This is a genomic window from Psychrobacillus soli (assembly GCF_006861775.1).
Lineage (GTDB): Bacteria > Bacillota > Bacilli > Bacillales_A > Planococcaceae > Psychrobacillus > Psychrobacillus soli.
Genome location: NZ_VDGG01000009.1, coordinates 30,441 through 52,516, shown reverse-complemented (window position 1 = coordinate 52,516; position 22,076 = coordinate 30,441). Strand labels below are relative to the sequence as shown.

The 22,076-nt window shown below is 39.2% G+C and carries 22 protein-coding genes and 1 other annotated feature; all 22 genes read left to right on the top strand.

Translation table 11 applies throughout. The features are described from left to right. Positions 1-25 precede the first annotated feature (25 nt). Positions 26-682, top strand: coding sequence for a serine O-acetyltransferase (cysE, locus tag FG383_RS05720; RefSeq protein ID WP_142605874.1), 657 nt, complete (start codon positions 26-28; stop codon positions 680-682). Beyond that, positions 679-2,079: a cysteine--tRNA ligase gene (gene cysS, locus FG383_RS05715; protein ID WP_142605873.1), complete on the top strand. Its 1,401-nt coding sequence runs from the start codon at positions 679-681 to the stop codon at positions 2,077-2,079. Before cysE ends, cysS begins: the two co-directional genes overlap by 4 nt. 4 nt (positions 2,080-2,083) lie before the next feature. Beyond that, the gene (locus tag FG383_RS05710; RefSeq protein ID WP_425467629.1) at positions 2,084-2,503 is read left to right on the top strand and encodes a Mini-ribonuclease 3; all 420 of its coding nucleotides are present in this window, start codon (positions 2,084-2,086) and stop codon (positions 2,501-2,503) included. Then, positions 2,504-3,265 (top strand): 23S rRNA (guanosine(2251)-2'-O)-methyltransferase RlmB, encoded by a 762-nt coding sequence (gene rlmB / locus FG383_RS05705; RefSeq protein ID WP_142605872.1) that lies wholly within the window; start codon positions 2,504-2,506, stop codon positions 3,263-3,265. A gap of 4 nt (positions 3,266-3,269) precedes the next feature. Beyond that, positions 3,270-3,779, top strand: a complete 510-nt coding sequence (locus FG383_RS05700; protein WP_142605871.1) for an NYN domain-containing protein — start codon at positions 3,270-3,272, stop codon at positions 3,777-3,779. A gap of 71 nt (positions 3,780-3,850) precedes the next feature. Then, complete coding sequence (gene sigH / locus FG383_RS05695) at positions 3,851-4,495, top strand: RNA polymerase sporulation sigma factor SigH (RefSeq protein WP_142605870.1); 645 nt, start codon at positions 3,851-3,853, stop codon at positions 4,493-4,495. Between the two features lie 33 nt (positions 4,496-4,528). Beyond that, positions 4,529-4,720, top strand: coding sequence for a 50S ribosomal protein L33 (gene rpmG / locus FG383_RS05690; protein WP_425467628.1), 192 nt, complete (start codon positions 4,529-4,531; stop codon positions 4,718-4,720). A gap of 43 nt (positions 4,721-4,763) precedes the next feature. Then, a complete protein-coding gene (gene secE / locus FG383_RS05685; RefSeq protein ID WP_142605869.1) occupies positions 4,764-4,949 on the top strand; it encodes a preprotein translocase subunit SecE in 186 nt (61 codons plus the stop codon). A 106-nt stretch (positions 4,950-5,055) separates the two neighbouring features. Beyond that, positions 5,056-5,589: a transcription termination/antitermination protein NusG gene (gene nusG, locus FG383_RS05680; protein WP_142605868.1), complete on the top strand. Its 534-nt coding sequence runs from the start codon at positions 5,056-5,058 to the stop codon at positions 5,587-5,589. 171 nt (positions 5,590-5,760) lie between these two features. Next, the gene (gene rplK, locus FG383_RS05675; protein ID WP_142605867.1) at positions 5,761-6,186 is read left to right on the top strand and encodes a 50S ribosomal protein L11; all 426 of its coding nucleotides are present in this window, start codon (positions 5,761-5,763) and stop codon (positions 6,184-6,186) included. A gap of 128 nt (positions 6,187-6,314) precedes the next feature. Further along, entirely contained in the window at positions 6,315-7,007 is a 693-nt protein-coding gene (rplA, locus tag FG383_RS05670; protein WP_142605866.1) for a 50S ribosomal protein L1, read from the top strand. Between the two features lie 42 nt (positions 7,008-7,049). Next, positions 7,050-7,193 (top strand) — a sequence feature (ribosomal protein L10 leader region). 32 nt (positions 7,194-7,225) lie between these two features. Next, positions 7,226-7,726, top strand: coding sequence for a 50S ribosomal protein L10 (rplJ, locus tag FG383_RS05665; RefSeq protein ID WP_142605865.1), 501 nt, complete (start codon positions 7,226-7,228; stop codon positions 7,724-7,726). Between the two features lie 72 nt (positions 7,727-7,798). Next, positions 7,799-8,161, top strand: a complete 363-nt coding sequence (rplL, locus tag FG383_RS05660; protein ID WP_142605864.1) for a 50S ribosomal protein L7/L12 — start codon at positions 7,799-7,801, stop codon at positions 8,159-8,161. Between the two features lie 77 nt (positions 8,162-8,238). Continuing rightward, positions 8,239-8,841, top strand: a complete 603-nt coding sequence (locus FG383_RS05655) for a class I SAM-dependent methyltransferase (protein ID WP_142605863.1) — start codon at positions 8,239-8,241, stop codon at positions 8,839-8,841. A gap of 228 nt (positions 8,842-9,069) precedes the next feature. Then, positions 9,070-12,624 carry a DNA-directed RNA polymerase subunit beta gene (rpoB, locus tag FG383_RS05650; RefSeq protein ID WP_142605862.1) on the top strand — a complete coding sequence of 1,185 codons (3,555 nt, stop codon included), beginning with the start codon at positions 9,070-9,072 and terminating at the stop codon, positions 12,622-12,624. 208 nt (positions 12,625-12,832) lie between these two features. Then, entirely contained in the window at positions 12,833-16,435 is a 3,603-nt protein-coding gene (gene rpoC / locus FG383_RS05645; RefSeq protein ID WP_142605861.1) for a DNA-directed RNA polymerase subunit beta', read from the top strand. Between the two features lie 136 nt (positions 16,436-16,571). After that, positions 16,572-16,820 carry a ribosomal L7Ae/L30e/S12e/Gadd45 family protein gene (locus tag FG383_RS05640; RefSeq protein ID WP_142605860.1) on the top strand — a complete coding sequence of 83 codons (249 nt, stop codon included), beginning with the start codon at positions 16,572-16,574 and terminating at the stop codon, positions 16,818-16,820. Positions 16,821-16,918: 98 nt separating this feature from the next. Continuing rightward, the gene (gene rpsL / locus FG383_RS05635; protein WP_093274835.1) at positions 16,919-17,338 is read left to right on the top strand and encodes a 30S ribosomal protein S12; all 420 of its coding nucleotides are present in this window, start codon (positions 16,919-16,921) and stop codon (positions 17,336-17,338) included. A 41-nt stretch (positions 17,339-17,379) separates the two neighbouring features. Beyond that, positions 17,380-17,850, top strand: coding sequence for a 30S ribosomal protein S7 (rpsG, locus tag FG383_RS05630; RefSeq protein WP_142538182.1), 471 nt, complete (start codon positions 17,380-17,382; stop codon positions 17,848-17,850). Positions 17,851-17,901: 51 nt separating this feature from the next. Continuing rightward, positions 17,902-19,980 carry an elongation factor G gene (fusA, locus tag FG383_RS05625; protein ID WP_142605859.1) on the top strand — a complete coding sequence of 693 codons (2,079 nt, stop codon included), beginning with the start codon at positions 17,902-17,904 and terminating at the stop codon, positions 19,978-19,980. Between the two features lie 117 nt (positions 19,981-20,097). Continuing rightward, on the top strand, positions 20,098-21,285 hold the full coding sequence (gene tuf / locus FG383_RS05620) for an elongation factor Tu (protein WP_142605858.1): 1,188 nt from the start codon (positions 20,098-20,100) through the stop codon (positions 21,283-21,285). 96 nt (positions 21,286-21,381) lie between these two features. After that, positions 21,382-22,071, top strand: coding sequence for a response regulator transcription factor (locus FG383_RS05615; RefSeq protein ID WP_142605857.1), 690 nt, complete (start codon positions 21,382-21,384; stop codon positions 22,069-22,071). Positions 22,072-22,076 lie beyond the last annotated feature (5 nt).

Sequence of the window (22,076 nt, the reverse complement as noted above, 5' to 3'; positions counted from 1 at the left end):
TGTCAAAAAAGAGGGAGGAATCGAAATGTTGGGACGTATGAAAGAAGACATTGCTGTTGTTTTTGAACAAGACCCCGCGGCGACTAGCAAACTGGAAGTAATATTAACATACGCAGGATTACATGCCATTTGGTGTCATCGAATTGCGCATGCTTTATATAAAAAGCACTTTTTTTTCCTTGCTCGAGCAATCTCTCAAATAAGTCGCTTTTTTACTGGTATCGAAATTCATCCAGGAGCCACAATTGGTAGACGTTTTTTTATAGACCACGGCTCAGGTGTTGTAATTGGAGAGACTTGTGAAATTGGGAATGACTGTACCATTTATCAAGGTGTCACCCTAGGGGGAACGGGAAAAGAAAAGGGAAAGAGACACCCTACTCTTGCGGATAATGTTCTTGTTGCAACGGGAGCAAAAGTATTAGGATCCATTACAATTGGGGAAAATAGCAAAGTAGGTGCGGGTTCAGTTGTATTGAAAGATGTACCGGAGAACTCTACGGTTGTTGGTATACCAGGAGTGGTCGTCATACAAGATGGAGTGAAGGTGAAACGTAACTTGGATCATCAAGATTTACCGGATCCATTCGCTGACCGATGCAAAAAGATGGAAGAGGAAATTGCAGCGCTGCAACAGGAAATTAGGCGACTAGAAATTGAAAGGGAGAAACATTTATTATGACAATTCAAATTTTTAATACATTAAAGCGTGAAAAAGAACCGTTTGTGCCGATGGAAGAAGGAAAAGTAAAAATGTACGTTTGTGGTCCAACTGTCTACAACTACATTCATATCGGGAATGCACGTCCTGTTATTGTATACGATACAGTAAGAAAATATTTGCAATACCGAGGATACGACGTAACGTATGTATCGAACTTTACAGATGTCGATGACAAAATAATTAAAGCGGCAAACGAGTTAGGAGAAGATGTATCGGAGCTGACTGCCCGTTTTATAAAAGCTTATTTTGCTGATGTGGAGGCACTTGGTTGCAGTAAAGCAGACTCACATCCCCGTGTAACGGATCATATGGATGGAATCATTGAATTTATTCAAGTGTTAGAAGAAAAAGGGTATGCGTACGAATCGCAAGGCGATGTGTATTATCGTACGAGAAAGTTTGATGGCTACGGCAAACTATCACATCAATCGGTAGACGATTTGAAAGTTGGAGCACGTATTGAAACAGGAGAAAAGAAAGAAGATGCTTTAGATTTTGCTCTTTGGAAAGCGGCGAAACCTGGTGAAATTTTCTGGGAAAGTCCATGGGGGCAAGGGCGTCCTGGATGGCATATCGAATGTTCCGTAATGGCACGTGAAATACTAGGGGATACAATTGATATCCATGCTGGAGGGCAAGATTTAACTTTCCCTCATCACGAAAATGAAATTGCTCAGTCTGAGGCTAGAACGGGTAAAACATTTGCGCGATATTGGATGCATAATGGGTATATTAATATTGATAACGAAAAAATGTCTAAATCCCTTGGTAATTTTGTGCTAGTAAATGACATTCGCAAGCAAATTGATCCGCAAGTTTTGCGTCTATTTATGTTAAGTGTACATTACCGCCATCCGATCAACTATTCCGTAGAATTAGTAGAGCAAGCAGAAGCTGGTCTTGAACGTATTCGTACTGCCTATGCAAATGTATTGCATCGACTGAATGCAACAGCGAATTTAGGAGATCATCACGATATTTGGTTACACAAAATTACAGAAGTACAAAAGCAGTTTGAAACGGCGATGGACGATGATTTTAATACAGCAAATGGAATAGCGGCAGTTTTTGAATTATCAAAGCTTGCTAATACGTATCTACTTGAAAAACAAACAGCTGAACAAGTGTTAAAGCAGTTCATTGTTACTTTTGATAACCTAACGGCAGTGTTAGGTCTAACGCTTCAACGAGAAAATGAAGTGCTGGACGAAGAAATTGATGCGTTAATTGAGGAACGAAACCAAGCGAGAAAAGATCGTAACTTCGCGCGGGCAGATGAGATAAGAGATCAATTAAAAGAAATGAATATTATTTTGGAAGATACTGCACAAGGTATCCGATGGAAACGAGGATAAACTTGTGGAAAACTTTAAGTTATCAGATGTAAAACAACTAAACGCTTTGGCTTTAGCATATATGGGAGATGCTGTATTCGAACAAATAGTTCGTAAGCATCTCATCCATTCTGGGCGTGTGAAGCCTAATACATTGCATAAAGAAGCGACACATTATGTATCTGCCAAAGCACAAGCAACGATTGTGCGAGAAATGCTAAATACCGGGTTTCTTACGGAGGAAGAGGAAGCCGTACTTCGTAGAGGGCGAAATGCGAAGTCCGGTACAGTTCCGAAAAATACAGATGTCCAAACGTATCACTACAGTTCTGCGTTTGAAGCAGTTGTAGGAAGTTTATACTTAAGTGAGCAAGAAGAGCGTTTACAAGAAGTGCTGCAATTTGCAATCGATTTTATAGATGGACAGAAAGGGGAGAAAAAGTAAATGACAGAACAAACAGAGCAAACAGGAGAAATTATTGCAGGGAAAAATCCTGTAGTGGAAGCATTACGTTCAGGTAGAGATATGAATAAAGTATGGCTAGCAGAAGGTATCCAAAAAAGTGGAGTTTCTGAAATCATTCAATTAGCAAAAGAAGCTGGAATCATTGTTCAATTTGTGCCGAAAAAGAAATTGGATGGTTTAACAGATGCGAACCACCAAGGGATTGTCGCTTCTGTTGCAGCCTATCGATATGCCGAGTTAGACGATTTGTTTGCATTGGCAGCAAGTAAGCAAGAGGATCCACTTTTTATTATTTTGGATGAAATAGAAGACCCGCATAATCTTGGTTCGATTATGCGAACGGCTGATGCAGTAGGTGCGCATGGTATCATCATTCCAAAAAGGAGAGCGGTTGGATTGACTGCTGTCGTTGCAAAAGCATCAACAGGTGCAATTGAACATATTCCGGTATACCGCGCAGGTAATTTGGCACAAACAGTCGATGAGTTAAAAGAACGTGGTGTGTGGGTTGCTGGAACAGATGCTCAAAAATCAACGGATTATCGTAATATGGATGCCACGCTTCCGCTTGCATTAATCATTGGTAGTGAAGGAAAAGGTATGAGTCGTTTGTTAAAAGAAAAATGTGATTTTCTTTATCACTTGCCAATGGTCGGTCATGTAACTAGTTTAAATGCGTCAGTGGCTGCGTCTATACTTTTATACGAAGTATTACGCGTCAGAAATCCGCTTAAAGGATAAAAGGATGCAAATTCTACTTGTCGATGGATATAACATCATCGGCGCATGGAGCGAGTTAAGAAAACTAAAAAACGACAAATTACTAGATGCTAGAGACCGATTGATCGAGCTAATGGCGGAATATAAAGCATTTACGGGTATTCGAGTGATTGTTGTTTTTGATGCGCATTTAGTGCCGGGTATAGAACATAAGAAAAAAGAATATGACGTAGAAATCATTTATACGAGAAAAAATGAAACAGCAGATGAACGTATTGAAAAACTTACTTTAGAACTAAGTAGTAGAAGAGTGCAAATATACGTAGCGACTTCTGATATGACTGAACAGAGAGTTATATTTGGGCAAGGGGCTCTAAGGAAGTCGGCAAGGGAATTTGAAATTGAAATGATTGCGATTTCCTCCAATATCACGAAAAAGATGAAGCATATACAAGAAAATAAACCGGCTTCTACCATTCCATTAACAGAGGAAGTTGCAGGAATTTTCGAAAAATGGCGAAGAGGAATGAAATGATTCATTGACGCTATAAATTTCCATCCTGTATACTTGTGGTAACTATTAGTAATTTGGCTGAGGTGACTTCATTGGAAAAGACAGAACGGAATCTACAACAATTGGATAGTTTACTAGATGAGGAACTTGTAGAGCTAGTTCATCAAGGGAACACTGAAGCGCTAGATTTTTTAATAACCAAGTACCGTTCGTTCGTTCGAATGAAGGGAAGATCCTATTTTTTAATAGGTGCGGATAAAGAAGATATACTCCAAGAAGGAATGATTGGATTATATAAAGCAATACGAGATTTCAAAGAGGAGAAACTTGCTTCTTTTCGTGCCTTTGCAGAGTTATGTATTACTAGGCAAATAATTACTGCGATTAAAACTGCAACTCGCCAAAAGCATATCCCGCTGAATTCTTATGTGTCATTGGACAAGCCTATATATGATGAAGAATCAGATCGAACGCTAATGGATATGATTGCTGGTTCGGTCGTGGATGATCCTGAGGAGTTAATTATTAATCGAGAAGATTATAATTACATGGAGGGAAAGATGGCTGAAATTTTAAGTGAGCTGGAGCAACAAGTACTCGCACTATATTTGGATGGACAGTCTTATCAAGAAATTTCAGAAGAACTAAACCGGCACGTAAAGTCAATTGACAATGCTTTACAACGCGTAAAAAGGAAACTAGAGCGTTATATGGAGATTGATAGTAATTATGTATAAACGCTTGTGCTTGGTTGACACAGTTTCTGTAAGATGATAATCTTGAAAAAGAATTATACGCCAAAAGGTGATACAATGACAAAGAAAATTGTCTTGAGTTGTGTGCAATGTGGTAATCGGAATTATACAGTTCCCGCGTCGAAAGAGAGTACAACGATACGTACAGAACGAAAAAAATACTGTGCGCATTGTAATGCACATACACTTCATAAACAAACGTTATAAGTATGAAAGTAAGATAGATTTTCCATGTGGAGGTTTAGCTAGAATGGCTAATGTAGGTGGATTTTTTAAAAATGTAATGTCTGAAATGAGAAAAGTAAGTTGGCCTAAACGCAAAGAACTAACACGTTATACAGTAATTGTTCTTGCTACGGTTGTATTAATGGCTGTGTTTTTTGCTATAGTAGACTTAGGGATTTCAGAACTATTCCGTTTGTATTTAGATTTATAAAATGTAGTATGTAAATATTTTTTGAAAATAGCCCGTCTTTGAAAACGAACGGGTTTTTTCATTTGTCTAAAGAAAAGGAGGGAAAGGACACTAGGTCCTGAAATTTATGGAGAAAAATTGGTATGTTGTTCATACTTACTCTGGGTATGAAAATAAAGTCAAAGCAAATTTAGAAAAGCGTGTAGAAACAATGGGGATGTCAGATAAAATTTTCCGAGTGTTTATCCCTGAGCAAGAAGAAGTTGATTTTAAAGATGGGAAGAAACGTGTCGTTTTAAGAAAAACTTTCCCAGGATATGTTTTTGTAGAACTAATTATGACAGATGATGCATGGTATGTTGTACGAAACACACCTGGAGTAACAGGGTTCCTCGGTTCTTCAGGTGGAGGGACGAAACCAACACCTTTAGCTCCTGAAGAAGTGCAATCCATGTTGAAACAAATGGGCACGGATGATCGCAAAATAGAGGTCGATTTCTCAGTGGGAGAAATGGTAGAAGTTTTAGAAGGACCATTTGCTCACTTCCAAGGAAAAGTAGAGGAAATCGATTCTGAAAAAGCAAAAGTAACAGTTTCAGTAGATATGTTTGGTCGAGAAACAAACATGGAATTAGACTTTGATCAAGTGATTAAAATATAATTAAGTATAGATACTTGCAGAAGTAACAAAAAAATGGTATCATTTCAAAGGTCAGACTGAAAATACGTCTGCATTAATTTTCTAATGTTATCAGCGCAGAGCTGAGAGACAGATATTTGAGTGGGAGGGGCAACCCAATTACCACATCACGGACTTAAGGAGGTGTGTCTCGTGGCTAAAAAAGTGATTAAAGTTGTTAAATTACAAATTCCTGCTGGTAAAGCAAACCCAGCGCCACCGGTTGGTCCTGCATTAGGACAAGCGGGTGTTAATATCATGGGATTCTGTAAGGAGTTCAACGCACGTACTGCTGATCAAGCAGGTCTAATCATTCCGGTTGAAATTTCTGTATTTGAAGACCGTTCATTTACTTTCATTACAAAAACTCCGCCGGCAGCAGTGTTACTTAAAGTAGCAGCAGGTATTCAATCTGGATCAGGTGAACCGAACCGCGTAAAAGTGGCGACAGTGAAACGTGATAAAGTTCGCGAAATCGCAGAACAAAAAATGCCAGATTTAAATGCAGCATCTGTTGAAGCAGCTATTTTGATGGTTGAAGGTACTGCACGTAGCATGGGTATTACGATCGAAGACTAATACTTGATGTGCATTTTGATATGACGCATTTGTTTTTTGAGAGGTTGTAGTTGTTCTTTAGGATAACTGCAACCTTTACACGTGGGAGGTTTATTCCGCTAAAACCACTATCAAGGAGGACGTTTTAAATGGCTAACAAAGGTAAAAAGTTACAAGAAGCAGCTAAATTAGTTGATAACAATACATTATACTCAGCTAAAGAAGCTATCGAGCTTGCGAAAAAAACAAGCACAGTTAATTTCGATGCAACAGTAGAAGTTGCTTTCCGTCTAGGAATCGACACTCGTAAAAATGATCAACAAATCCGTGGAGCAGTTGTACTTCCAAACGGTACTGGTAAAACACAACGCGTATTAGTATTCGCTAAAGGTGAAAAACTTAAAGAAGCTGAAGCTGCTGGTGCAGACTACGCAGGCGATGCAGAATACATCAACAAAATCCAACAAGGATGGTTTGACTTCGATGTTATCGTTGCTACTCCAGACATGATGGGTGAAGTTGGTAAAATCGGTCGTGTTCTTGGGCCAAAAGGTTTAATGCCAAACCCGAAAACAGGTACTGTTACATTTGACGTAACAAAAGCAATCGAAGAAATTAAAGCAGGTAAAGTTGAATACCGTGCTGATAAAGCTGGAATTATCCACGCTCCTATCGGTAAAGTTTCTTTCGAAGACGACAAATTAGTAGAAAACTTCATGGCAGTATTTGAAGTGATTCAAAAAGCTAAACCAGCTGCTTCAAAAGGTATTTACATGAAGTCTGTAAATGTTACAACTACTATGGGTCCAGCTGTAAAAGTTGACGCTCAATCAATTAAATAATAATTGACAACGGAAAGTTTATCTGTTAAGATGACTTTTGTTGTGAAATATACATTTGTACCGAAGACAGTAGGAGTGACTTGTCACTTAATATCCTACCGAGGACAAGCAAATTCAGATTCTTATTAGATGATGACTTTCTGCCTCTGTGTCTATCCGTAGATCAGAGGCTTTTCTTTTTTCGGTATAAATGGCCAATTCTTATAGGAGGTGCCAAGATGAGCAAAGCAATTGAAACAAAAAAAGTGCAAGTTCAAGACATTGCAGAAAAATTTAAAGCTGCCGCTTCTGTAGTAGTAGTTGATTACCGTGGTTTAAACGTTGCGCAAGTAACAGAATTACGTAAACAACTTCGTGAAGCTGGTGTGGAATTCAAAGTTTACAAAAACTCACTTACACGCCGTGCTACTGAAGTAGTTGGAGTTGACGGGATTAATGAACATCTTGTTGGTCCAAACGCAGTTGCATTTTCTAACGAAGATGTAATCGCTCCTGCAAAAATCATTAATGATTTTGCTAAAAAGAACGAACATCTAGAAATTAAAGCTGGTATCATCGAAGGAACTGTAGCATCTGCTGAAGATGTGAAAGCATTAGCGGAACTTCCATCACGCGACGGACTTCTTTCTATGCTTCTTTCAGTACTTCAAGCTCCAGTGCGCAATTTTGCACTTGCAACAAAAGCTGTTGCAGAACAAAAAGAAGAACAAGGCGCATAATTCATTACGCGGCTTAACAAGAAAAAAACGGCGAATAGCCTAAAAATTATCCAATTATAGGAGGAAATTAAAATGAACAACGAGCAAATCTTAGAAGCTATCAAAACAATGACAGTTCTTGAATTAAACGACTTAGTAAAAGCAATTGAAGAAGAATTCGGTGTAACAGCTGCTGCACCAGTAGCGGTAGCTGCTGGTGGCGGAGCTGCTGCTGAAGAAGAAAAAACTGATTTTGACGTAATCCTTGCATCTGCTGGAGCTCAAAAAATCAAAGTAATCAAAGTAGTTCGCGAAATCACTGGTCTTGGCTTGAAAGAAGCTAAAGAATTAGTTGACAACGCTCCAAAAGCACTTAAAGAAGGCGTTTCTAAAGATGAAGCAGAAGCTTTCAAAGCTCAACTTGAAGAAGTTGGCGCAGGCGTAGAAGTTAAGTAATTTTTGTACAGTCCGAAGAAAAAAGCTCGTCAGTAAACGACGGGCTTTTCTTCGTATGTATTGTGGAGGGTTATTCGGTGTCTGATCATTATTATTCTAGAAAACCTCAAACGGAAAGTAAACCACGCCATTGGAATTTTACATTGCTCGGTCATAATTTTCGATTTGAAACAGATGCTGGTGTATTTAGTAAGAGCGAAGTAGATTTTGGCTCCCGTGTATTAATCGATGCTTTTGAAGTACCTAATCTGGAAGGTGACTTTTTAGATGTGGGTTGTGGATATGGGCCTATAGGTCTTTCCATTGCAAAAGCAAATGAAGGAAGAACAGTTCATTTAGTAGATGTAAACACACGTGCAATCCAGCTTGCAGAAAAAAACGCTGCTGCTAACGGGATACAAAATGTACGAATCTATGAAAGTGATGGGTTGTCAGCAGTTCCTACTGCAAACTTTGCGGCTATTATAACTAATCCACCGATTCGCGCTGGAAAAGAAACTATTTTTCGTTTTTACAAAGAGTCCTATGAGAAGTTGGTTTCAAAGGGAGAATTGTGGGTTGTGATTCAAAAGAAACAAGGGGCACCATCTACTTTTAGCTATTTAGAAGAGATTTTTGGTCAAGTAGAAGTTGTAGATAAAGCAAAAGGCTATTGGATTATAAAAGCTACAAAAGATTGACTTGACAAAATCGCTATGATATTATAATAAAATGCAAAAATATTATTTTGAGGACGTATGCCCTTTTGAATAAAATTTATGAAAATGGGTATACTGGCCGAGAAAAAGTTTGGTTAATCGAAAAATGAGCTCTTATTAAGAACTCGTTTTCTTTTTGTCTTTCGATATCATACACTAAAATGTTCATATCGAAAAGACCTATTATCGCTTTATTGAGGGGTGAATGAGTTGACAGGTCAACTAGTTCAGTACGGACAACACCGCCACCGCAGAAGTTTTGCGCGTATTAGTGAGGTGCTTGAACTTCCGAATCTAATCGAAATTCAAACAGCATCTTACGAATGGTTCCTTGAAGAAGGTTTACGTGAAATGTTCAAAGATATTTCACCAATCGAGGACTTTACAGGCAATCTATCACTTGAATTTGTCGACTATAGTTTAAATGAACCGAAATATTCCGTCGACGAATCGAAAGAACGTGACGCAACATATGCGGCTCCATTGCGCGTAAAAGTGCGTCTCCACAACAAAGAAACGGACGAAGTGAAAGAACAAGATGTCTTCATGGGTGATTTCCCATTGATGACAGAAACAGGTACTTTCGTAATTAATGGTGCTGAGCGCGTTATCGTATCTCAGTTAGTCCGTTCACCAAGTGTTTACTTCCATGACAAAACAGACAAAAATGGTAAAAAAGGCTTTGGGGCAACTGTAATCCCAAACCGCGGTGCATGGTTAGAATATGAAATTGATGCAAAAGACGTAGTGTACGTCCGTATCGATCGCACTCGTAAATTACCAGTGACTGTTTTACTTCGCGCATTAGGCTTTGGATCCGATCAAGAAATCATCGATTTAATCGGTGACAATGAATATTTACGTAATACGCTTGAAAAAGATAATACGGAAACGCCTGAAAAAGCGTTACTTGAAATCTATGAGCGTTTACGTCCAGGTGAACCACCAACAGTGGAAAGTGCAAAGAGCTTATTATATTCTCGCTTCTTTGACCCAAAACGCTATGATCTTGCAAATGTTGGTCGTTATAAAATGAATAAAAAACTGCATATAAAAAATCGTTTATTTAATCAAACGGTAGCAGAAACATTAGTGGATCCAGAAACGGGCGAGATATTAGTAGAAGCTGGTACACTTATTGATCGTCGTGTACTAGATAAACTGATTCCCCATTTAGAAAATGGAATTGGCTTCAAAACATTATCGCAAGTTGGTGGCGTTTTAGAAGACGACATTACCATTCAATCGATTAAAATATTTGCTCCAAATGATGAAGAACAAAAAGAAATTAATGTTATTAGTAATGCGTATGTTGAAAATGAAGTGAAAAATATTACGCCAGCTGATATCGTGTCTTCTATTGGTTATTTCTTTAATCTTTTATTTAATGTTGGAAACACGGATGATATTGATCATCTTGGTAATCGACGTTTACGTTCAGTGGGAGAATTACTACAAAACCAATTCCGAATTGGTCTTTCTCGTATGGAACGTGTAGTACGTGAGCGTATGTCTATTAACGATACACAGTCCATCGTACCTCAACAATTGATTAATATTCGACCAGTTATTGCATCTATTAAAGAATTCTTTGGTAGCTCGCAATTATCCCAATTCATGGACCAAACAAACCCACTTGCTGAACTTACGCACAAACGTCGTCTATCAGCGCTTGGACCGGGTGGTTTAACACGTGAGCGTGCTGGTTTCGAAGTGCGTGACGTTCACTACTCTCACTATGGTCGTATGTGTCCAATCGAAACACCAGAGGGTCCGAACATTGGACTTATAAACTCACTTTCAAGCTTTGCAAAAGTGAATAAATTTGGCTTTATCGAAACACCGTATCGCCGGGTAGACCCAGAAACAGGCTTAGTAACGATGCGCATTGACTATCTAACTGCAGATGAAGAGGATAACTATGTGGTAGCACAAGCAAACTCTCTATTATCAGATGAAGGTGCGTTCTTAAATGAAGAAGTAGTAGGACGTTTCCGAGGGGATAACACGGTATTTAGAAAAGAACAAGTGGATTATATGGACGTTTCTCCAAAACAAGTTGTTTCCGCAGCAACGGCGTGTATCCCATTCTTAGAAAACGATGACTCGAACCGTGCGTTAATGGGAGCGAACATGCAACGTCAAGCCGTTCCATTATTAAACCCGGAAGCTCCGTTTGTTGGAACTGGTATGGAACATGTAAATGCACGTGATTCTGGTGCTGCTGTTATTGCCAAGTATCACGGAATCGTAGAGCATGTCGAAGCGAAAGAAATTCGAGTTCGACGCATCGAAGAAGTAGATGGAAAAGAAGTTAAAGGTGATTTAACTTCGTATAAAATCCATAAATTCGAGCGATCTAACCACGGAACTTCTATAAATCAACGTCCAATTGTTAAAGTGGGAGATCGAGTAAAACCACTTGATATTCTTGCAGATGGACCTTCTATGGAACAAGGGGAGCTTGCTTTAGGACGTAACGTGCTAGTAGCCTTCATGACATGGGATGGATACAACTACGAGGATGCTGTTATTATGAGCGAGCGTCTCGTGAAAGATGATGTATATACTTCTGTGCATATTGAAGAATACGAATCAGAATCACGTGATACGAAGCTCGGACCAGAAGAAATCACAAGAGATATTCCAAACGTCGGAGAAGATGCACTTCGCAACTTAGATGATCGTGGAATTATCCGTGTAGGTGCGGAAGTTCGTGATGGTGATATTTTAGTTGGGAAAGTAACGCCTAAAGGGGTTACAGAACTAACGGCAGAAGAACGTCTCCTTCATGCTATTTTCGGTGAAAAAGCTCGTGAAGTTCGTGATACATCTTTACGTGTACCTCATGGTGCTGGTGGGATTGTATTAGATGTAAAAGTCTTTAACCGTGAAGATGGGGATGAATTATCTCCAGGTGTTAACCAATTAGTTCGTGCTTATATCGTTCAAAAACGTAAAATCTCCGTTGGGGATAAAATGGCCGGACGTCATGGTAACAAAGGGGTTATCTCACGTATCCTTCCGGAAGAAGACATGCCATTCCTTCCAGACGGCACACCAGTTGACATCATGTTAAACCCACTTGGTGTACCTTCTCGTATGAACATTGGGCAAGTATTAGAGCTACACTTAGGTATGGCTTCAAGACTGCTAGGAGTTCATATGGCTTCACCAGTATTCGATGGTGCCAACGAAGAAGACGTTTGGTCCACAATGGAAGAAGCGGGTCTAAACCGAGATGGTAAAACAACTTTATATGATGGGCGTTCAGGTGAACCATTTGATAACCGCGTTTCTGTTGGGGTTATGTACATGATTAAACTTGCCCACATGGTAGATGATAAGTTACATGCTCGCTCTACTGGACCGTACTCACTTGTTACGCAACAGCCTCTTGGAGGGAAAGCGCAATTTGGTGGACAACGTTTTGGAGAGATGGAAGTATGGGCACTTGAAGCATACGGTGCGGCTTATACATTACAAGAAATTTTAACTGTTAAATCCGATGACGTTGTAGGGCGTGTAAAAACGTACGAAGCAATTGTTAAAGGTGAAAGTGTACCAGAACCTGGTGTTCCGGAATCATTCAAAGTATTGATCAAGGAATTACAAAGTTTAGGTATGGACGTTAAGATGTTAACAATTGACGAAGAAGAAATTGAACTTCGTGATTTAGATGAAGATGATGATATTCCTGCAGCTGATGCCCTTGGAATTTTGCCACTTGCAACTGAAGAGGAACCAGTAGAAATCGGGGAATAAATAATAGAGATAGAAAATGATTCAACGGCGACTTGCAACTGTTTTTTGCGACGGCAGGATTAAGTAAAGAAGAGCCAGTTGGAACTGTGAAATAATCAATAAAAATCGGACAGGTGATACCTGTCCGTATTTCCGTATAAAATTGCATAATGCAGAGCTACTTGGAAAGTCTTTTTAAAAGACACAAGACTAAAGGGAGGTAGGCTCCTTGATAGACGTTAATAATTTTGAGTATATGAAAATTGGTTTAGCTTCACCTGATAAAATCCGTTCATGGTCTTATGGGGAAGTAAAAAAGCCTGAGACGATTAACTATCGTACATTAAAACCTGAAAAAGACGGTTTGTTCTGTGAGCGTATTTTCGGTCCAACAAAAGACTGGGAATGTCACTGTGGTAAATACAAACGAGTTCGTTATAAAGGTGTCGTATGTGATCGTTGTGGAGTAGAAGTTACACGTTCGAAAGTTCGTCGTGAACGCATGGGGCACATCGAATTAGCTGCACCAGTATCACATATTTGGTATTTTAAAGGTATTCCAAGTCGTATGGGTCTACTGCTGGATATGTCACCAAGATCACTTGAAGAAGTAATTTATTTTGCTTCATATGTAGTAATCGAACCGGCAGATACACCACTTGAAAAGAAACAATTACTTTCTGAAAAAGAATACCGAGCATACCGTGACAAGTTTGGTACTAAGTTCCAAGCTGCTATGGGTGCGGAGGCTATAAAACGTCTACTTCAAGAAATTGATTTAGAAAATGAAACAGAAAGTTTAAAAGAAGAGTTGAAAACAGCACAAGGCCAACGCCGTACACGTGCGATTAAACGTTTAGAAGTAGTAGAATCATTCCGTAACTCAGGAAACAAACCTGATTGGATGATCCTAGATGTGCTTCCGGTAATTCCACCAGAATTACGTCCAATGGTTCAATTAGACGGTGGACGTTTTGCTACGTCTGATTTAAACGATTTGTATCGTCGTGTTATTAACCGTAACAACCGTTTAAAACGTTTACTAGATCTTGGTGCTCCTAGCATCATTGTTCAAAATGAAAAACGTATGTTACAAGAAGCTGTAGATGCTTTGATTGACAATGGTCGTCGTGGCCGTCCGGTAACAGGACCAGGTAACCGTCCATTGAAATCACTTTCACATATGCTTAAAGGGAAACAAGGTCGTTTCCGTCAAAACTTACTTGGTAAACGTGTAGACTATTCTGGTCGTTCGGTTATCGTAGTAGGACCAAACTTAAAAATGTATCAATGTGGTCTTCCAAAAGAAATGGCAATTGAATTATTCAAACCATTTGTGATGAAAGAACTTGTTGAACGTGGGTTAGCTCATAACATTAAAAGTGCAAAACGTAAAATTGAGCGTATGCATGCAGAAGTTTGGGATGTATTAGAAGATGTAATTAAGGAGCATCCGGTTTTATTAAACCGTGCACCTACTCTTCACCGCCTAGGTATTCAAGCATTCGAACCAACATTAGTAGAAGGTCGTGCAATTCGTCTTCACCCATTAGTATGTACAGCTTATAACGCTGACTTTGATGGTGACCAAATGGCTGTTCACGTTCCATTGTCTGCAGAAGCACAAGCGGAAGCGCGTCTACTAATGCTGGCAGCACAAAACATTCTAAACCCGAAAGACGGAAAACCAGTTGTTACACCTTCTCAAGATATGGTTTTAGGAAACTATTACTTAACACTTGAGCGAAAAGGTGCAACAGGAGAAGGTTCTTCATTCTACGGTCCGGAAGAAGTGCTGATTGCGTATAATACTGGTCATGTACATTTGCATACACGTATCGCAATTGCTGCATCATCATTAAATAACCAAACATTTACGGAAGAACAAAACAAGTTGTTCTTGTTAACGACTGTAGGTAAAGTAATTTTCAATGAAATACTTCCCGAAACGTTCCCGTACATTAATGAACCGACGGATTTCAACTTACAAGTTGAAACTCCTGAAAAATATTTTGTTGCTACAACGACAGATGTGAAGAAACATATTGAATCTATGGATCTTGTACAGCCATTCAAGAAAAAAATTCTTGGTAATATCATTGCAGAAGTATTTAAGAACTTCCACATCACGGAAACTTCTAAAATGCTTGACCGCATGAAGGCACTTGGATTTAAATATTCTACTAAAGCAGGTATTACAATTGGTATTTCGGATATCGTCGTACTTCCTGATAAAGGTGAAATTCTAGAAGAGGCACAAGGTAAAGTAGATAAAGTAATAAAACAATTCCGCCGTGGTTTAATTACGGAAGAAGAGCGTTATGCGAGCGTAATCGGACATTGGAGTAAAGCGAAAGAAGTAATTCAAGATAAGCTGATGAAAACCCTTGATAACATGAACCCAATCTTCATGATGAGTGACTCTGGTGCCCGTGGTAACGCATCTAACTTTACTCAACTTGCTGGTATGCGTGGACTGATGGCCAACCCGGCAGGACGAATTATCGAACTTCCGATCAAGTCATCATTCCGTGAAGGGTTAACTGTACTCGAGTACTTCATTTCTACACATGGTGCTCGTAAAGGTCTTGCCGATACAGCACTTAAAACAGCCGATTCAGGTTACTTAACTCGTCGTCTAGTAGACGTTGCTCAAGACGTTATTGTTCGTGAGGATGATTGTGGAACCGACCGTGGCTTACTAATTGGCTCTCTTATGGAAGGTACGGAAGTTATTGAAGAGTTTGGTGAGCGTATTGTTGGTCGCCATACGAAGAAAACAATTTTCCATCCTACTACAAATGAGGTCATCTTAGAAAAAGACGGACTCATTACACAAGATGTTGCTCGTGTTATTGAAGAAGCAGGTATCGAAGAGTTAACGATTCGTTCTGCATTCACATGTAATACAAAACATGGTGTATGTAAAAAATGTTACGGTCTAAACTTGGCGACTGGCGACACAGTAGAGGTTGGAGAAGCGGTTGGTATTATTGCTGCTCAATCAATCGGTGAACCTGGTACACAGTTAACGATGCGTACATTCCATACAGGTGGGGTTGCGGGAGACGATATTACACAAGGTCTTCCACGTATCCAAGAGATTTTCGAAGCTCGTAATCCAAAAGGGCAAGCTGTTATTTCAGAAATTACGGGTATTGTTACGGAAATTGATGAAATTAGAGAAGGTCAAAAAGAAATCACTATTCAAGGTACTGTAGAAACACGTAAATACTTAGCACCTTATAATGCACGTTTAAAAGTTCAATTAAACGATGTTATTAACCGTGGCCAAGTATTAACAGAGGGTTCTACAGATCCAAAAGAATTGTTGAAAGTAAAAGACGTTTCTACGGTTCAAGAGTACTTATTAAAAGAAGTACAAAAAGTTTATCGTATGCAAGGGGTAGAAATTGGGGATAAACACATCGAAGTAATGGTGCGCCAAATGCTTCGTAAAGTTCGTATTATTGAAGCGGGCGAAACGGATTTACTTCCTGGTTCACTGCTAGATATTCATCAATTTGCTGAAGCGAACAAAGATGCTGTTTTACAAGGTAAAATACCTGCAACTTGTCGCCCAGTTATCCTTGGTATTACAAAAGCTTCTCTTGAAACGGAATCATTCTTGTCTGCTGCGTCATTCCAAGAAACGACTCGTGTCTTAACGGATGCGGCGATTAAAGGAAAACGTGATGAATTGTTAGGATTGAAAGAGAATGTAATTATTGGTAAGTTAGTTCCTGCAGGTACAGGAATGCAACGTTATCGTCAAATTCAAATCTCACCTAACGAGGCAGATGCGGATAAAGAAGCAGTAAACGCTGAGTAAAATTATCATTATTAGGGAGAAAGAGAAAAATGTTCTCCCTAATAATTTTTAAGATAAGTGTTGACACTTTTTTCAAGGAATGATAATATACTTAAGGTTGATAGTTATCGGACTTGTAGCTTTGGAGGATATGAAAATGTCTTATGAAAAAGTAAAGCAAGCGAAAGAAACAATCATTGGTACAAAGCAAGCAGTAAAAGCAATGAAAAAAGGGCTTGTCAAAGAAGTTTATATTGCGCTTGATGTAGAAGAAAAAATCATTGAACTAGCACGACTAACAGCACAAGAAAACAATGTATTTATTCGCTATGTTGAGTCTAAAGTAGATCTTGGTAAAGCTTGTGGATTGCGCATTAGCGCATCGGTAGTAGCTATTACTGTGTAACAGTTTTTGTGTAAAACACAAAAGCTTTGTTTTTACCCAAAAAATGAACCACCTGGATGTGTGGTATTAACAAGATGAAATGAAGGGAGGAATAATCGATGCCTACAGTTAACCAATTGGTCCGTAAGCCTCGTCAATCCAAAAGCACGAAATCTAAATCTCCAGCGTTAGGAAAAGGCTATAACAGCTTTAAAAAATCAGCTACGAATCTGAACTCACCTCAAAAGCGTGGAGTTTGTACTCGTGTTGGTACAATGACGCCGAAAAAACCAAACTCAGCACTTCGTAAATATGCACGTGTACGTTTAACTAACACGTTAGAGGTAAATGCATATATCCCGGGTGAAGGTCACAACCTTCAAGAACACAGTGTTGTTCTTCTTCGCGGCGGACGTGTAAAAGACTTACCAGGGGTACGTTATCATATCGTACGTGGTGCTCTTGATACAGCTGCAGTTAATGGTCGTATGCAAAGCCGTTCACTTTACGGTGCAAAACGCCCGAAAGAAAAGAAATAATTTAATCTATAATTAGACAATAGTCGAAAGGAGGAAAACACATGCCTCGTAAAGGTCCTGTTTCCAAACGTGACGTGTTACCAGATCCAATTTATAATTCGAAACTAGTAACTCGTTTAATCAATAAAATGATGGTTGATGGTAAAAGAGGTACTTCTCAAAAAATTCTATACGGAGCGTTTGATCTTGTAAAAGAACGTTCTGGTAAAGATGCATTAGAAGTATTCGAAGCTGCATTAAACAATGTAATGCCAGTTTTAGAAGTACGTGCTCGTCGTGTTGGTGGTGCAAACTACCAAGTACCGGTTGAAGTACGCCCTGATCGCCGTTCAACTTTAGGTCTTCGCTACTTAGTTAACTATTCACGTCTTCGTGGAGAAAAAACTATGGAAGAGCGTTTAGCTAACGAAATTCTTGATGCTTCTAACAATACTGGTGCTTCAGTTAAGAAACGTGAAGATATGCACAAAATGGCGGAAGCTAACAAAGCATTCGCACACTATCGTTGGTAAGATTTACTTCAAATTGATACCCTAATCCGAAATTGGAAGGAGAAATACAATATGGCTAGAGAGTTCTCCTTAGAAAAAACACGTAATATCGGGATCATGGCTCACATCGATGCTGGTAAAACGACTACTACGGAGCGTATTCTTTATTACACTGGTAAAATCCACAAAATTGGGGAAACTCATGAAGGTGCATCACAAATGGACTGGATGGAGCAAGAACAAGAACGTGGTATTACAATCACTTCAGCTGCAACAACAGCTGCTTGGGATAACCACCGTGTAAATATCATCGATACACCTGGACACGTAGACTTCACAGTTGAAGTTGAACGTTCACTTCGTGTACTTGATGGTGCGGTTACAGTACTAGATGCACAATCTGGTGTTGAACCACAAACTGAAACAGTATGGCGCCAAGCTACAACTTACGGCGTACCACGTATTGTATTCGTTAACAAAATGGATAAAACGGGTGCAGACTTCCTATATTCTGTAGGAACACTTCATGACCGTTTACAAGCAAATGCTCATCCAATTCAGTTACCAATTGGTGCTGAAGATCAGTTCAACGGAATTATCGACTTAGTAACGATGAAAGCTACTTTGTATGGTAATGACTTAGGAACAGATATCCAAGAAGTAGAAATTCCAGAAGAATACAAAGCGCAAGCTGAAGAATACCGTGAAAAACTAGTTGAAGCGGTAGCTGAACTTGACGAAGATTTAATGGAAAAATATCTTGGTGGAGAAGAAATTACGAACGAAGAATTAGTTGCTGGTATCCGTAAAGGTACTTTAAACGTAGAATTCTATCCAGTAGTATGTGGTACTGCATTTAAAAACAAAGGTGTTCAAAAAGTTTTGGACGCAGTTGTTGCATACCTCCCATCACCACTTGATATTCCTGCTATGAAAGGCATCGACCCAGATACTGAAGAAGAAATTGAACGTCATTCAGATGACTCAGAACCATTCTCTGCTTTAGCGTTTAAAGTAATGACTGACCCTTATGTTGGTAAGTTAACATTCTTCCGTGTGTATTCTGGTACTCTACAAGCGGGTTCATATGTACAAAACTCTACAAAAGGTAAGCGTGAGCGTGTAGGACGTATTCTACAAATGCATGCTAACTCTCGTGAAGAAATCTCAGAAGTGCACTCTGGAGATATCGCAGCGGCTGTAGGTTTAAAAGATACAACTACTGGTGATACACTATGTGATGAAAAAGCTCTAGTAATTCTAGAATCTATGGAATTCCCAGAACCAGTTATCTCATTATCTGTAGAACCAAAAACAAAAGCAGACCAAGATAAAATGGGTCAAGCTTTACAAAAACTTTCAGAAGAAGATCCAACATTCCGCGTTCATACTGACCAAGAAACTGGTCAAGTAATCATCGCTGGTATGGGTGAGCTTCACCTGGATATCTTAGTTGACCGTATGCGTCGTGAATTTAAAGTAGATGCTAACGTGGGTGCTCCACAAGTATCTTACCGTGAAACTTTCCGTTCAGCTGCTCAAGTTGAAGGTAAATTTGTTCGCCAATCTGGTGGACGCGGTCAATTCGGACACGTTTGGATTGAGTTCTCTCCAAACGAAGAAGGAAAAGGCTTTGAATTTGAAAATGCAATCGTTGGTGGGGTAGTTCCACGTGAATACATTCCAGCTGTTGAAGCAGGTCTTCGTGACTCTCTTGACAATGGTGTAATCGCAGGTTTCCCATTAATCGATATTAAAGCTAAATTATTCGACGGATCATACCACGATGTTGACTCGAATGAGATGGCATTTAAAATTGCTGCATCTATGGCATTGAAAAATGCTGTATCTAAAGTAAACCCTGTACTTCTTGAGCCAATCATGAAAGTAGAAGTTGTTATTCCTGAAGAATATTTAGGAGACATCATGGGTGATATCACGTCTCGTCGTGGTCGCGTTGAAGGTATGGACGCTCGTGGTAATGCACAAGTTGTACGTGCAATGGTTCCACTTGCTGAAATGTTCGGATATGCAACGTCTTTACGTTCAAATACGCAAGGACGCGGAGTATTCTCTATGGTATTTGATCACTATGAAGATGTTCCAAAATCAATTTCAGAAGAAATTATTAAGAAACACAAAGGTGAATAATTGAAATTTCACCAAAATTAAAGTATAACTAATTTATAGTGTATAAAAGATAGGGGGACGTACGCCCTCTACCTTTTATCATAAAAAAACATACAATTACTGAGGAGGATCTCTCTAATGGCTAAAGAAAAATTTGACCGTTCAAAAACGCATGCTAATATTGGTACAATCGGACACGTTGACCATGGTAAAACAACTTTAACTGCTGCTATCGCAACAGTTCTTTCTAAAAAAATGGGTGGTACAGCTAGATCATACGCTGATATCGATAACGCACCAGAAGAAAAAGAACGCGGAATCACAATCAATACTTCACACGTTGAGTATGAAACAGCATCTCGTCACTATGCGCACGTAGACTGCCCAGGACATGCTGACTATGTTAAAAACATGATCACAGGTGCAGCTCAAATGGACGGCGGTATCTTAGTAGTATCTGCTGCTGATGGTCCAATGCCACAAACTCGTGAGCATATCCTTCTTTCACGTCAAGTAGGTGTTCCATACCTAGTTGTATTCATGAACAAATGTGATATGGTTGACGACGAAGAACTTCTTGAATTAGTTGAAATGGAAATTCGTGACCTTCTTTCTGAATACGATTTCCCAGGCGACGACATTCCAGTAATTAAAGGTTCTGCTCTTAAAGCTCTTGAAGGCGAAGCAGATTGGGAAGAAAAAATCGTTGAATTAATGGACGCTGTTGATAGCTATATCCCAACACCAGAACGTCAAACTGACAAACCTTTCATGATGCCAGTTGAGGATGTATTCTCAATCACTGGTCGTGGAACAGTTGCTACTGGACGTGTTGAACGTGGTCAAGTTAAAATTGGTGACGTTGTAGACATTATCGGTATCACTGAAGAAGCAAAATCAACTACTGTAACAGGTGTTGAAATGTTCCGTAAACTTCTTGACTATGCAGAAGCTGGAGATAACATCGGAGCTCTTCTTCGTGGGGTTGCTCGTGAAGAAATCCAACGTGGTCAAGTATTAGCTAAACCAGGTTCAATTACACCACACACAGACTTCAAAGCTGAAGTTTATGTTCTTTCAAAAGAAGAGGGTGGACGTCATACTCCATTCTTCACTAACTACCGCCCACAGTTCTACTTCCGTACAACTGACGTAACAGGCGTTTGTAACTTACCAGAAGGCGTAGAAATGGTTATGCCTGGAGACAACATCGAAATGACTGTTTCTCTAATCTCTCCAATCGCTCTTGAAGAAGGTACTAAATTCTCTATCCGTGAGGGTGGACGTACTGTAGGCGCTGGTGTAGTTGCTACTATTACTAAGTAATTTATAATTTAAAAGCTAGAATCCATCTCGTGACGACGAGATGGATTTTTTTTGCGTCTATAAATAGTGTAGACTGGTAGTAAGAGGTGATGGCTGATGAATGCACAAATCTTATTAATAGAAGACGATCAAATAATATTTGAAATGGTCAAAGAGCGTTTTATCCAGTGGTCGTTTGATGTAACTCGCCCAGATGATTTTCAAAAAGTGATGGATGTTTTTATTGAGCAAAAACCACAATTAGTTATTATTGATATACAATTGCCGTCCTATGATGGATTTCATTGGTGTAGAGAAATTCGTCATATTTCTAAAGTACCGATTATTTTTCTGTCTTCCCGAGATCATCCTATGGATATGATTATGGCGATGCAAATGGGTGCAGATGACTTTGTGCAAAAACCATTCCATATGGAAGTGTTGCTTGCAAAAGTACAAGCGTTATTACGACGAACGTATGATTACCAGGAAGAAAAACTGGACGTTAGTAATTGGAATGGTGCAATCATTGACTTTGCAAAAAGTGAAGTGAAGAAGCAAGATAAATTGGTTGAACTTACGAAAAACGAGCTTTTTGTATTGCGTATTCTATTAAAATCTGTGGATGTCATCGTTTCCCGTGATAAGTTAATGCGAGAGCTTTGGGATGATGCACGATTTGTAAACGATAATACGTTGTCTGTTAATGTGAATAGACTACGCATTAAATTAGAAGAGATTGGATTAAAAGAAGTTATTATAACGAAAAAAGGATTGGGATATATGGCAATTACAAAAGGGGAGTAGAATCA